This window comes from Kitasatospora sp. NPDC001603 (assembly GCF_040298365.1).
Lineage (GTDB): Bacteria > Actinomycetota > Actinomycetes > Streptomycetales > Streptomycetaceae > Kitasatospora.
In genome coordinates this window covers 61,027-73,942 of sequence record NZ_JBEPAA010000002.1, presented here as the reverse complement: position 1 = coordinate 73,942, position 12,916 = coordinate 61,027, and the positions used below count along the sequence as shown (strand labels likewise).

Here is a 12,916-nt window from a genome sequence, read left to right as displayed (position 1 = left end):
GCTCGAAGCCCTGCCAGGCGGCGCCCTCGTACCAGTACCGGTCCTGCACCGACCCGTTGGCGCCGACGAAGAAGACCTCCATGCTCCCGGGGACCCGCGAGACCGCCGCGATGCCGCCGTTGACGGAGGCGCTGCCGGCCGGCGCCAGCTCGTAGCGCCGCCACGGCGACCCGTCGTACCAGTACGCGCCCTGGACCGAGCCGTCCTGGGCGACCCACCAGAGCTCCATGCTCCCGGGGATCCGGGAGACCGCGGCGACCCTGCTCGACACCGACGCGCTGCCGGCCGAGGAGAGCGTGAATTGGTTCCAACTCATCTGGGACCTCCCGTAGTTCGCTGGAGAAGCGACGGACCGGAAGGCTCCCGGCCCGCTCCGCGCGGGGCGCTCTCCGGTCTCCCGGGCCGAGCGCCCCACCGCGTGCTCCCACGGTAGGAATCCGCCGGGGCGAGGGCATGAGGCCGTGGTCCTGCCTGTGTCCCGGGACCAGTGCACCACCCGGGCCCGCACCGCCCTGGGACACCGGCCCGGGCCCACCAGGGAGGCCGGTCCGCGGTCCTGACGGTCAGTGGTAGTAGCCCGCGACCACCGCCCGCACCTCGTCGTACAGGGCCGGGCCCTCCTGCGGGACGGGCGGCCGGCCGCTGCCCGGCCGGATGCCCAGGAGCTGATCGTTCGACAGGGCGAACACGACCCGCCGCAGCCCCGCCTGCTGGACGGCCGCCTCGCACATGGAGCACGGCTGGCAGCTGGTGTACAGCGTGGTCGCCGCCGCCGTGGCCGCGTCCAACTCCCGTGCGGCCCAGCGCGCCAGCTTCAGTTCGGGGTGCGCGGTGATGTCCCGCTCGGTGCGGGTCGTGTTCCGCTCCTCGGCGAGCACCGCGCCGTCCGGGCCGGCCAGCAGCGATCCGAACGGCGGGTTGCCGCTCGCGCGGGCCTCGGCCGCGAGCGCGATCGCCCGCCGGAGGAGGGTGTGGTCGTCGGCGACGGTCATGACTGCTCCGTAGGGGTGAGAGGGGGCCGGATGTGCGCGGCCACGGCGGCGAGTGCCTGCCAGGCCGCCTGCGGACGGCGGGTCTCGCGCGGGTCTCCGTGGTAGGGGTCGAGGACGACGGTGTCGGCGCCCAGCAGCCGGAGCCGGTCGAGGTCGGCCATGACCTGCTCGATCGTGCCCTCGCCGGCGAGCCGCTCCGGTCCGGTGACCGGCTCCGCGGTGAGCCGGAGCGCGATCCGGGGGGCGAAGGCGGGGACGGGGCGCCGCTGTTCGGCGGCGAGCCCCCCCAGCCGGGCCACGGATCCGCGCAGCATCGGCAGGGTGCAGCGCAGCGGGTGCCAGGCGTCCGCGAACCGCACCGCCCGACGCAGGCCCGCCTCGCTGTTGCCGCCGACCCAGAGCGGGATGCGCGCGGTCCCGTAGGAGGCGGTGTCCGCCCAGGCCGCCCTGAGGCCTTCCAGGTGGGCGTCGGTCAGCCGCCCCCGCCGTTCGAACGGGACCCCGAGGGCGGCGAACTCCTGCCGGGCCCAGCCCACCCCCACGCCGAGGACCAGTCGGCCGCCGCTCAGCTCGTTCAGGTTGGCCGCCATCCGGGCGACGAGCAGCGGGTGCCGGTACGGGGCGATGAGGACGGTCGTGCCGAGCCGGACCCGGCCGGTGACACCGGCCAGCCAGGACAGCGTGGTGAACGGCTCGTAGAAGGGGGCGGGGTAGCGCTCGGCGACATCGGGCGTGATGGCCACGTGGTCCGAGACCATCAGCAGGTCGAAGCCCAGGTCTTCCACCGTCCGGGCCCAGTCGCGCAGGACTCCCGGGTCGGTGCCCGGGCCGAAGTTGGGGACGTTGATTCCGATCTTCACACCGCACAGGCTAGCCAGGCCGGACCGGCCGTCAGAAGGGATTCCTGCCTGTTCAGGAGGGATTCAGCCGTGAATTCACCGGTAATCTGAGCGGATGACCGAGACTCTCGACGCGACGGACTGGGCCATCCTGACCGAGCTCCAGCAGGACGGCCGGCTGCCCTTCACGGAGCTGGCCCGCCGGGTGAACCTGAGCGCGTCGGCGACGACGGAACGGGTCCGGCGACTGGAGACGGCCGGGGTGATCACCGGCTACCGCGCCGAGGTGGACCTGGAGCGGACGGGGCATCCGGTGCTGGCGGTCGTCCGGCTGAAGTACCCGGGGCCGGGGACGCGGCACGAGCCGCTGCGCCGGCTGGTCGGCGAGCGTCCGGAGATCCTGGAGTGCCTGCGCACCACCGGGGACGACTGCTACGTCCTGAAGGTGGCGACTACGTCGATGGGCCGTCTGGAGGAGGTCGTGGACGCGCTGGCGCAGCTGGGGAGCACGACCACCAACCTCGTCCTGAGCCGGACGCTGCCGTTCCGCGGCCCGCGCGTACCGCGCGCGGACGGCGGGCCGCTCTGAGTGGTCACGGCCGGGGGGGCGCGGGTGGCACGGGTCAGGGCTCGTAGCGCCCGCTGTCGTAGCGGGGGCTGTCGTTCTGCCGGACGGCGAGCGAGGAGGCGTAGCTGCCGTAGGCGGTGAGGGCGACCCCGCCGAGACCGCCGGTGGAGCCGTCGAGGTTCCACACCGCGATCGCGACGGTGTTCGTCCCGTGGGGGTCGAGGATGCCGTTCGGGACCGGGAAGCTGTGCTGCGGCCCCAGGTAGTTGACGTAGTTGCCCAGGTGCCAGCCGTTGACGAAGATCTCGGCCCGGTACCGGCGGGACGGGTCGTCGGTGAGGGTCAGACCGAGCGAGGTGTCCTGCCCGGCGGGCAGGTCGAGCGGCACCGTGGTGGTGTACCAGGACACCCCCGGGGTGGGGTCGGTGGCGGGCAGCCGGGTGGGGGTCCAGTCCTTGGTCGGGTAGCCCGGCAGCATGTAGCCCGCCCGCTCGCCGTGCAGTCCGCCGACGGCCAGCGGGCCCCGTACGGGGTCGACGGGGGTCTCGCCGCCGAGGTTCCCCTGGAGCCGCCAGGTCACGGCGCCGGGCGGGGCGCCGAGGAGCGAGGCGCCGAGCAGACCGCGGGCGGCCTTGTTGCCGTTGGACGCCTCGTAGTCCTCCTCGTGTCCCATGTCGACCGTCAGCACCGAGACGACGTTGTCCCCTCCGCTCCTCAGGAGGCCGGCCGGGAAGGCGTAGGTGGTCCCGTCGGTGGTGGAGCTGCCGAGGAAGGTGCCGTTCAGCCACGCCGAGGAGGCGGCCGCCCCGCCGCCGCTCTGCGTGGTCAGCGTGATGCCGGTCTCCGCGCCGGTGCCGGTGAACCGGCCGCGGTACCAGGTGCTGCCGGTGTGGAAGCCGTAGTCGTCGGCGAACAGGACCGGGAGCGTGACCGGACCGGTGGTGCTGTTGCTGGTGTTCCGGTCGGCCACCCGCCAGCCCGAGTCGTCGAAGCCGGGCCGGGCCTCGGGCGAGTCCTGGGTGTGCCGCCAGTCGGTCAGCGCGGGCAGGGTGACCGGGGCCGCCGTGGGGACGGTGCCGGTCAGGCTGCCGGTGTCCGTCCGGTGCGTGGACACCTTCGTGCCGTTCCAGGTCAGGGCGCCGGCGGGGCCGAAGACCTCGATGGCGCCGTCGGTTCCGACGTCCCCGGTGAGGGCCAGCGTGGTCCCGTCGGAGGCGGCGCCGCGCAGCAGGTGGCTGCCGCGGAGCAGCACCGGGCCGTGCGCGGTGTCCTGGCGCCAGAAGGTCTTGGCGGTGCCGGTGTCGGCCAGCAGCAGGAGCAGCGGGCGGTCGCCGCCGGTGATCCGGACCCGGGTCAGGCCGGTGTGGCGGTAGTTCAGCCGGAGGTCCCCGGTCGTCGGGTCCCAGGTGCTGGTGACGGCCCCGCCGGTGGCGGCTCCGTCGGTGGCGGTCACGTCGGTGGCGGTCACGGTGGGCCTGGTGGCGTAGTGCAGGACCGTCTCGCCGTCGGAGTCGTGGTCGCCGTAGAGCACCGCGACGTGCTGGTCGCCGATGGCGGCGTCGGTCATCAACTCCGAGGTGGAGTAGCGCAGCCGGGCCTTGCCGAGGTCGTAGCCGGCCAGGATGACCTTCGACTGCCGACCGTCCAGGGTGAGGGCGGTGCCGGGCTGCTGCGGAACGGTGTAGGAGCGGCCGCCGACGTCGACCGTGAGGTGCGCGCTGTCCCTGGTGACGGCGGTGGAGTCGGCGTGCCGCAGGACGTGGAACTGGGTGCCGGTGTCCGGGTTGGCCCGCGCGGTGTCGACGATCCTCGCGTTGTCGGTCGGCGCCGCGGACAGCGGGTCGGTCTTCGTCAGGGGGGCCACGGCCTGCGCGAAGTAGCCGATCAGCTTGTCCTGGTGGTACTTGGGGTCCAGCCGGCGGGTCTCGCTGATCGCGGCGCCGTAGTCGTAGGAGGTGTAGTTCTGCGGCATTCCCAGCCAGCCCCAGTTGGTGCCGCCGTAGGTCATGTAGAGGCTCTGCAGGGTCGCGCCGACCGCGATGTTCTGCTTGTAGAACACGTCCGCGAACCTGTCGTTGATCAGCTCGGCGCACTTGTCGTAGCCGGGGCCGCCCCACGGGTCGAAGGCGCCGCCCTGGAACTCGGCGGTCCCCAGCGGCTTGTCGGGAAGGCGGCCTCGGCTGATGTCCGGGACGCCGCGCCACGTGGCGGGGTGGGAGCAGTCGAAGCCCTGCGGGTAGGAGTCGGGGGAGTCCACGTCCAGGGCGGCGTGCCCGGTCTGGAAGGCGCCGTTGTTGTTGCCGACCAGCGGCACGGTGATGCCGTCCGCCTTCGCCCGGTCCTCCAGGTGCTTCATGTAGGCGCGGCCGTCCGGGCCGTTGTCGAAGTACTCGTTCTCCACCTGGTACTGGATCACCGATCCGGTGCCGTTGGTGAACTGGTGGCGGGCGATGATCCGGTCGATCCGCCGCTGCCACTCGTCGGAGTACGCCAGGTACCGCGGCTCGTCGCGGCGGTTGTCGCCCGGCTTCGTCGACAGCCAGCCGGGGAAGCCGCCGCCGTCGACCTCCGCGTTGATGTACGGCCCCGGGCGGGCGATCACGTAGAGGCCCAGGCTGTCGGCCATGGACAGCAGGCGGTCGATGTCGCGGATCCCGGTGAAGTCGTAGACCCCCGGCGCGGGCGAGTGGTAGCCCCAGTCGAAGTACAGGGAGACGGCGTTGAACCCGGCCGCCCTCATCTTCTGCAGCACGTCCAGCCAGAGGTCCGGGCTGGGCAGGCGGTAGGAGTGGAACTCGCCGGACCAGAGGTAGGTGCGCCTGCCGTCGATGAGGAACGAGTAGCCGTCGTACGTGACGGAGTGGGGGGCCCGTGCCGTCGGGGTGCCGACGGGCGCCGGAGCCGCCGGGGCGCCGGAGCCCGGTCCCGCCAGGAAGGCGACCGCGGCGCCGATCGCCAGGCCCCGCCTGAGGAGGGGCCGCCTTGCGGGATCACGCATCCGAACCTCCAGGTTCTCGACCGACCGGACCGCCAGCGACGGCCCCGGCACCGGCACCGGCACATCGCTCGAATGTCATCATCTGATGGATGATCAAATGATGACTAATCGTCAAATACCAGATGAATCGGGCATCTTGGGCAGTTGTACGGGATGGCCGATGCGCCGTCAACGACGCCGGCACGGCGGCTCGCCCGACCGGAACGGCCCCACCGGGCGGGCGGCGCCCGTAGCAGTCCGGTGACACGGAATGATCCATTCCGTCGACTGTTCGTACTACCTTCGATCATGCACAGCACCGCCGCAGCCCGGCCCCCACCAGGGAGGGAGCGGACAACGTGCCCGTCCTCACCCTTACTCGCACGGGAGAACCCGCATGTCCCTCCAGACGACCCGCCGCGCGTCCGCCGTCCGCTCGCTGGCCGGCACGGTCCTGACCACCGCCCTGCTGGTGTCCGCCGCGACGGCCTGCTCCTCCTCCCCCGGCACCGCCGCCGGCACCGCCGCGCCGACCAGCGCCGCGACCGGGGCGCCCGGCGCGACCGGGACGCCCGCACCGACCGGTACCCCCGGCTCGACCGGTACCCCCGGCTCGACCGGCACCGCCGCGCCGAGCACCGCACCGAGCACCGCGCCCGGCACCGCGAAGCCGACCGCCACGCCCACCGCGCGCCCGACCACCCCGCCGGCCGTACCGCCCAAGGCGACGTCGCCCGGCCGCACCCAGACCCTGGTGGACGGCAGCACCGCCGAGATCCAGGACCTCGGCAACCAGAACTACCGCGCCAAGATCGTCAGCCGCGGCTCGGTCCTGGCCACGCTGGAGACGAACAACAGCGACACCGGGCTGGACGCCAACGACATGTTCGTCGTGCTCTCGATGGACGGCCAGGTCCACTCCTGGATGGGCGGCGCGCAGCAGGGGCCGGGCACCTTCAAGCTCGCGGGCGGCTGGACGGCGAAGGTCACCAAGGTCGGCGAGCTGCACTACCGCGCGCAGATCCTCGGCATGGGGAACGAGGAGGTCGGCACCCTGGTGGCCAACCAGCAGGACGACGGCGCCGTCGCCAACGGCGTGTACATCGTGCTCAGCACCGGCGGCCGGATCAGCGCCCACATGTGAGCCGCGCCCCGGGCCGGCCCGCCGTCGGCGCCCGGCCCTACCCGAGCTCCCGGCCGCAGCGCAGGTTCCACCGCCCCGCGCGCCCGGACAGTTCGGTGACCGACAGCGGACGGACGTCGAGCCGCCAGAAGACCGCCGGGGGCAGGCCGAGCGCGTGCACCACCGCGGCCCGGACCACCGCGGGCTCGGCCACCACCAGCACCCGGCCGGCGTCCCCGGCCCGCCCGTCCAGCCAGCCGCCGACCCGGGTGACCAGGGCGGCGACCGACGCCCCGCCGTGCGGCGCCGCGGCCGGGTCCGACATCCAGGCGGCGAGCGCCGCCGGGTCGGTGGCGGCGACCTCGTCGAGGCTCCGGCCCCGCCAGGCCCCGACGTCCAGGTCGGCCAGGTGCGGAGCCGGCTCGGCGCCGAGGCCGAGCGCCTCGGCCGTCCGGCGGCAGCGCGGCGCGGGCCGGGTCGGCCGCTTCACCCCGCGGGCGACCGCGGCCCTGCTGTCCGGGGTCGCGCTGCTCGCCGTGTACGTGGTGCCGTTCCTCAAGTACCCGGCCAACCCGCCGTCGGTGGGCGACCCGGAGACGATCGGCCAACGCACCACGCTGTACTTCCTGATGATGGCGCTCAGCGTGCTGCTGGCGGTCCCCGCGGTGATCGTCGGCAAGCGGCTCGCCCCGCGCCTGGGCAACTGGTACGCCACCGTCGTCGGCGTGCTGGGCTTCGGGGTGGCCGTCGGCCTCGCCTACGTCCTCCTGCCCGCGATCAACGAGGTGCCCGAGGACTTCTCGGCCGCCCTGCTCTGGCAGTTCCGGATCTCGGCGCTCGCCATCCAGCTCACCCTCTGGGCCACCTTCGGCCTGGTCTTCGGCCACCTCGCCGAACGGCTCCTCGCCCCGAAGCCCGCGACCGCCGCGGCGCCCCGGGAGACCGCGCAGAAGGCCGCCGCGTCCGCGCTCTGACCCGGACCGGCGCCCCACCCGCACGACCGGGGCCGGCAGGGACGACCTCGCGTCGTCCACCTGCCGGCCCCGTTCGCATTCGGTGGCAATGTATCCATGTCACAGCTGAGTTGACGCGCCGACGGCTTCAGTCGGGGGGCCGGTCATGACCGCGGGCGGGTGAGGTCCGGTTCGTCGTCCCACCGCACCGGTGTGGCGGTGCCCGCGAGCCAGTCACGGCGCAGGACGGCGTACCCGACGCTGTCGTGGGCCGGTCCGTCGCCCGCGGGCCAGGCCTCCCGGTAGTGCGCCTCCTTGACGTAGCCGCAGCGCAGGAAGGTGCGACGCATGGCCAGGTTGTCCCGGCGGGTGGTTCCCTCGACCCGGTTCACCTGCGGGAACTCATCGAACAGATAGCGCGTCAGCCAGTCCAGTGCCCGGCTGCCGAGACCCCGGCCGCGGTGCGGTGCGGCGAGCCTCAGGTCGAACACCGGGGTCTCGTCGCCCAGGTCCTCCAGGCGGATCAGGCCGACGTCCCGGCCGTCGGCGGTGATCCAGAACGTCCGGGTCCGCGGACCGTCGAACAGGCCGTCCGCCACCCACCGGCGAGCCTGGTCGGCGTGGACCCGGGCGGTGCTGTGGAACGGCCACTCGTGGCCGCCGAGGAAGGCGACCAGCGCGTCCGTCTCGGCGGGCCGGTCGGGCAGGGAACGTCGGTAGGTGATCTCCACCGGGGCACCCTACGTGCGGGAGGCACCGGGCTCCCAGGCGTTTTCGACGGGACGGCGGCCCGTCCGGCCTCACCGGCGGCCGGACTCCGGTCCGACAGTCTGGTGGGCGGTCAGCACGCGGGTGGTGCTGCCGTCGTCCTCCTGGATGTCCCGGACGTGTGCGAAGCCGATCCTGGTCAGCAGGGTCAGCGAGGCGCTGTTGTGCGCGGCCACCGTGGCGTGCACCTCGGGCAGCCCGAGGGTGCCGAAGCCGTGGCCCACGAGGGCCCGGGCCAACTCCGTGCCCAGGCCGGACCCCCACGCCGCCGGAGCCAGCGCGTAGACGATCTCGTGGCCCCCGACCGCGTCGGTCGGCTTGATCTCGGCGTGCCCGATCAAGGAGCCGTCCCGGCGGACGGCCCAGACGTCGAAGAGGTCCTGCGCGTAGACCTTGGTGAAGATCCGCCCGAACAGGGCCCGGTCCTCCTCCTCGGAGGCGGGGCCGTCGCCCATCCACCGCGACACCCGCACGTCCTGGAACAGGGCCACGAAGGCGTCCTCGTCCTCGGGGACGTAGCGGTCGAGGAGCAGCCGCTCGGTGTGCAGGATCGGGGTCTGGCTCATGGACGGCGACGCTACCCACCGGACGAGGCACCCGACAAACCACCTTGACACCGCCGTGCCGATCCGCCCATCGCGCCGCCCGCCGCGGCGGCTGGTGGGCCCGGCCCCGCCGGTCGCGGCGGGGCGACCAGCGCGGGGCCGCCCAGCGGGCCGACCACGGCCTGTGGACGGTCGGCTCAACCTCGGCGAGGCCGGCGGGATGATCACCCTGGAGGGCGACGCCCACCACGCCAGCGGGCATTACTGCTTGACAGGGTGCGTAATACTGTAACGCGCACGGGCCCGAGCGCCGGCGGCGCCGGACCGACGGGCCCCTCCCAGCGAGCTCGGAGCACGACATGCACCCCTTCCTCGACCAGCCGGGGCCGCTGGCCTTCGCACACCGGGGCGGTGACCTCGGCCGTCCGGAGAACTCGCTCGCGGCCTTCGAGGCCGCCGTGGCCCTCGGGTACCGCTACCTCGAAACGGATGTGCACGCCACCGCCGACGGCGTCCTGGTGGCCTTCCACGACTCCCGCCTGGACCGCGTCACCGACCGCACCGGCGCGGTGGCCGACCTGCCCTGGGAGACCGTCAGGCAGGCCCGGATCGGCGGCACCGAACCGGTACCGCTGCTGGAGGACCTGCTCGGCGCGTTCCCGGAAGCCCGCTTCAACGTCGACGTCAAGGCGATGCCGGCCGTCGGACCGCTGGTCGGGGCGGTCCGCCGGACGAACTCCTGGGACCGGGTCTGCGTCGGCGGCTTCTCCGACCGCCGCCTCTCGGCCGTCCGCGCCGCCGCCGGCCCCCGGCTGGCCACCTCGCTCGGCCCCCGCGAGGTGGCCCGGCTGCGGCTGCGCTCGCTGGCCGGGCCGCTGCTGCGGGGTCCCGGGGCGCCGTTCGCCGGGGTGTGCGCGCAGGTGCCGGAGCGGCACCGGGGCGTGCCGGTCGTCGACCGCGCCTTCGTCCGCGCCGCCCACCGGCTCGGCCTGCCGGTGCACGTCTGGACCGTGGACGACCCCACACGGATCGGGGCTCTCCTCGACCTCGGGGTGGATGGCATCATGGCCGATCGCATCGACGTCCTGCGGGACGTCCTCGGCGAGCGCGGCTGCTGGACCGACGGCAGCACCGGCTCCAGCACGGTGACAGGAGCCTCATGAGCACCACGGCCCACCTTCCGGACCGCCAGGCGGTCACCACCGACGACCGGGCCCTGCGCCGGATGCAGTTCGGCTGGTACGTCAACGACTGGGCGAACGCCGCCTTCTCGGCCACCGTCCTGACGGTGTTCCTCGGGCCGTACCTGACCTCGGTGGCCAAGAACGCCGCCGACGCGGCCGGCGACGTGCACCCGCTCGGCCTCTCGATCCGCGCCGGATCGTTCTTCCCCTACACGGTCTCCTTCTCCGTGCTGATCTCGGTCGCGGCGATGCTGCTGACCGGGACGGTCGCGGACCGCACCGGGCGGCACAAGGAGCTGATGTGCGGCGCCGCCTACGTCGGCGCGGTCGCCACGATGGGGATGTTCTTCCTCGACGGCGACCGCTACCTGCTCGGCGGCGCGCTGCTCGTGGTCGCCAACATCGCGTACGCGGTGTCGGTCGCGCTCTCGTACGCCTACCTGCCGGCCCTGGCCACCCCCGACGAACGCGACACCGTCTCCTCCAAGGGCTGGGCGTACGGCTACGCCGGCGGCGGCCTGCTGCTGGTCGCCAACCTCGCGCTGTTCGAGGGCCACGACGCGCTCGGCCTGTCCTCCGGCACCGCCGTGCGGATCTGCCTGGCCTCGGCCGGCCTGTGGTGGGCGCTGTTCACCGTCGTCCCGATGCTGCGGCTGCCGTCCCGGGCGGGCGCGGTGCCCGAGCGCGCCGCGGCCGCACCCGACGACCGGCCCACCGCCGGGAGCCTGCGCGAACTCGCCCGCACGCTGCGCGGCATGCGCGAGCACCCGCTCACCCTGCTCTACCTGGGCGCCTTCCTCTGCTACAACGACGGCATCCAGACCGTCGTCTCCCAGGCCTCGCTCTACGGCAGCGAGGAGCTCGGCATGGACCAGACCTCATTGGTCGCCGCCGTGCTCCTGGTCCAGATCGTCGCGATCGGCGGCGCGCTGCTGCTCGGCCGGATCGCCCGCCGGTACGGTGCCAAGCGGACCGTCCTCGGCTCGCTGGTCGGCTGGGTGGTCACCCTCGCCCTCGGGTACGTCATGCCCGCCCACCAGCCCGCCTGGTTCTTCGTCCTGGCGTGCATGATCGGCCTGGTGCTCGGCGGCAGCCAGGCACTCTCCCGCTCGCTGTTCTCCCACCTCATACCGGCGGGCCGGGAGGCGGAGTACTTCAGCCTCTACAAGGTCAGCGACCGCGGCACCAGCTGGATGGGCCCGCTGGTCTTCGGCCTCGCCTACCAGATCACCGGCAGCTACCGCTCGGCGATCATCTCGCTGCTGGTGTTCTTCGTGATCGGCTTCGCCCTGCTGACGAAGGTCCCGCTCCGCCGCGCCATCGAGGCGGTCGGCAACCCCGTCCCCGAGCGGCTGTGACGGTCCGGACCCGGGCGGCAGGCCTGCTGCCGCCCGGGTCCGGACCCCCGGGTCCTCACGAACCCGCGGTGGCCGCCTCCAGCGTGGTCGCCATGACCGGGCTGGTGAAGGTGTTCGTGGCGTCCCCCGAGGACGGGTGGTAGGAGCCCCACTTCAGGTAGTTGCGGGTGCCGTCCCAGGTGGTGCCCTTGAAGGTGCCCGAGCCGGTGGTGAACGTCTGCTTCACGCCGTCGAACCAGAAGTCGATGGTGCCGTCGGTGCGGCCGAGACGGATCTTCAGCGCGTAGGAGTGCCACTGGTCGTTGGCGGTCGGCGCGGTCCACAGCTGGTGCGCGACGTGCTCGGTGTCCCACTCCTGGAGGCGGATCCGCCCGGTCGTCGCGTCGATCTCGATCGGGTGGTTCGCCGTGCCGGTGCTCGGCGAGCACTTCAGCTGGAAGACGTACCTGCTGTTCGCGTCCTTGATGTCCACCTTGGACGACCAGCCGAGGTAGAAGGTGTCCCCCTCCTTCAGGTCGGGGCCGAGCGTCTCGCAGCGCTCCTCGCCCGCGGCCTGGAAGGCCCGCCACACACTGCCCTTCGCCGCGTCCTTGACGACGCCGAAGTTGCCCGCCGCGCACTGGACTCCGGTGAACGAGGACGGGCCCTTGGCGGTGCTCGGGCTCCAGAGGACCTTGCCCGCCGCGGCGGCCGGGCTGCTGGCGGCGGCCGAGCCGCAGGAGAGCGCGAGCACGGTGAGGGCCGCGGCGCCGACGGCGGTCTTGCGGTGCTGGGACAGAAGGGACATGCCTCTCCCGGGTGGATGAGTGGCGGAGAACGGAGGCCGTCCGGCCGTGGGGGCGACCCGGACGCATGGAGCGATCCGACCATCTGACCACCTGACGGACCGTTGTCCAAGCGGTCCGGCCGGTCGTGGCCCTTTCGGGCAGGTCCGCGGCGCGCCCGCTACCGGGTGCGCGGCGGTGCCCCGCCCTCGTCCCCGGCGCCCGCGTCGTAGGACGAGGTGCCCTCGTCCAGCAGCGGCTCCTGGGTCTTCAGGTGCGCGGGGGCCAGCGCCCGCAGCACGTGGTAGCCGGTGATGACGACCAGGGTGCCCAGCGCGATGCCGCTCAGGCTGAAGGTGTCGGTGAACTTCATGGTGACGTTCCCGATGCCGATGACGGCCGTGCGCGCGCCCTATTCCCCCGCACCCGAGCCCACGCCACCAGAAGGAACGCGGGATCGGCCACGAGATCGAACAGGTCGCCAGACCTACGACGGGGATCACCCATCGCCCATCGGTGCAGTTCGGTCTGGATACCCAGTCGGCAACGGACCTGCCCTCCGCCGGCCTGGCTGGCCGGCGGGACGGGCGACCGGGGACGGTTCCCACGGTCACCACACAACCGATCGACGAGGGAGGTGCCCAGCTGTTGCCCCGACAGCATCGCCACGACTACGCCGCAGACATTCATCGTGGCCTCCCCACCGGCGATTCCTCCCGGCTTCGGAGTCGAACAGCCGCACGAAGACGGCCATTCACGCGCTGCTGACCATCCCATCAGGCTCAACGTCTACGGCGTCGGCTGAATTCAGCCGACGCAGTAGCGTTCGTCATACCGGCGGAGAG

At 73.1% G+C, this 12,916-nt stretch carries 11 protein-coding genes and 3 pseudogenes; 5 read left to right on the top strand and 9 right to left on the bottom strand.

Translation table 11 applies throughout. The features are described 5' to 3' along the window. The 3 genes and pseudogenes from ABT263_RS01925 to ABT263_RS01915 form a co-directional block, all read right to left on the bottom strand. Positions 1–316 (bottom strand): annotated as a pseudogene (locus tag ABT263_RS01925) (PLL family lectin); the annotation flags it as partial. Between the two features lie 247 nt (positions 317–563). Beyond that, on the bottom strand, positions 564–992 hold the full coding sequence (locus ABT263_RS01920; RefSeq protein ID WP_352286509.1) for a nucleoside deaminase: 429 nt from the start codon (positions 990–992) through the stop codon (positions 564–566). Next, complete coding sequence (locus ABT263_RS01915; RefSeq protein WP_352286508.1) at positions 989–1,852, bottom strand: LLM class flavin-dependent oxidoreductase; 864 nt, start codon at positions 1,850–1,852, stop codon at positions 989–991. Before ABT263_RS01915 ends, ABT263_RS01920 begins: the two co-directional genes overlap by 4 nt. A gap of 94 nt (positions 1,853–1,946) precedes the next feature. On the opposite strand from ABT263_RS01915, the gene ABT263_RS01910 reads away from it, so the two are divergent. After that, positions 1,947–2,420 carry an Lrp/AsnC family transcriptional regulator gene (locus ABT263_RS01910; protein WP_352286506.1) on the top strand — a complete coding sequence of 158 codons (474 nt, stop codon included), beginning with the start codon at positions 1,947–1,949 and terminating at the stop codon, positions 2,418–2,420. Between the two features lie 34 nt (positions 2,421–2,454). On the opposite strand, the gene ABT263_RS01905 is transcribed toward ABT263_RS01910, so the two are convergent. Next, positions 2,455–5,397: a beta-galactosidase gene (locus ABT263_RS01905; protein WP_352286504.1), complete on the bottom strand. Its 2,943-nt coding sequence runs from the start codon at positions 5,395–5,397 to the stop codon at positions 2,455–2,457. Positions 5,398–5,773: 376 nt separating this feature from the next. Between ABT263_RS01905 and ABT263_RS01900 the strand changes: the two genes are divergently transcribed. Continuing rightward, positions 5,774–6,520 carry a hypothetical protein gene (locus ABT263_RS01900; protein WP_352286503.1) on the top strand — a complete coding sequence of 249 codons (747 nt, stop codon included), beginning with the start codon at positions 5,774–5,776 and terminating at the stop codon, positions 6,518–6,520. 37 nt (positions 6,521–6,557) lie between these two features. Here ABT263_RS01900 and ABT263_RS01895 read toward each other — a convergent pair. Beyond that, positions 6,558–6,911 (bottom strand): annotated as a pseudogene (locus tag ABT263_RS01895) (histidine phosphatase family protein); the annotation flags it as partial. Between ABT263_RS01895 and ABT263_RS01890 the strand changes: the two are divergent. After that, positions 6,823–7,473 (top strand): CbtA family protein, encoded by a 651-nt coding sequence (locus ABT263_RS01890; RefSeq protein ID WP_502885744.1) that lies wholly within the window; start codon positions 6,823–6,825, stop codon positions 7,471–7,473. The pseudogene ABT263_RS01895 and the gene ABT263_RS01890 sit on opposite strands and share 89 nt — an antisense overlap. A 143-nt stretch (positions 7,474–7,616) precedes the next feature. Here the strand turns inward: ABT263_RS01890 and ABT263_RS01885 are convergent, their stop codons facing one another. After that, on the bottom strand, positions 7,617–8,183 hold the full coding sequence (locus ABT263_RS01885) for a GNAT family N-acetyltransferase (RefSeq protein WP_352286500.1): 567 nt from the start codon (positions 8,181–8,183) through the stop codon (positions 7,617–7,619). A 69-nt stretch (positions 8,184–8,252) separates the two neighbouring features. Beyond that, entirely contained in the window at positions 8,253–8,786 is a 534-nt protein-coding gene (locus tag ABT263_RS01880) for a GNAT family N-acetyltransferase (protein WP_352286499.1), read from the bottom strand. 338 nt (positions 8,787–9,124) lie between these two features. On the opposite strand from ABT263_RS01880, the gene ABT263_RS01875 reads away from it, so the two are divergent. Further along, positions 9,125–9,928: a glycerophosphodiester phosphodiesterase family protein gene (locus ABT263_RS01875; RefSeq protein WP_352286497.1), complete on the top strand. Its 804-nt coding sequence runs from the start codon at positions 9,125–9,127 to the stop codon at positions 9,926–9,928. Continuing rightward, a complete protein-coding gene (locus tag ABT263_RS01870) occupies positions 9,925–11,307 on the top strand; it encodes an MFS transporter (protein WP_352286495.1) in 1,383 nt (460 codons plus the stop codon). Before ABT263_RS01875 ends, ABT263_RS01870 begins: the two co-directional genes overlap by 4 nt. Before the next feature lie 55 nt (positions 11,308–11,362). Here the strand turns inward: ABT263_RS01870 and ABT263_RS01865 are convergent, their stop codons facing one another. Both ABT263_RS01865 and ABT263_RS01860 read right to left on the bottom strand, forming a co-directional pair. Then, positions 11,363–12,094 carry a heparin lyase I family protein gene (locus ABT263_RS01865; RefSeq protein ID WP_352286493.1) on the bottom strand — a complete coding sequence of 244 codons (732 nt, stop codon included), beginning with the start codon at positions 12,092–12,094 and terminating at the stop codon, positions 11,363–11,365. A gap of 158 nt (positions 12,095–12,252) precedes the next feature. Next, positions 12,253–12,468: pseudogene (locus ABT263_RS01860) on the bottom strand (nitrate reductase); the annotation flags it as partial. Between the last annotated feature and the right edge of the window lie 448 nt (positions 12,469–12,916).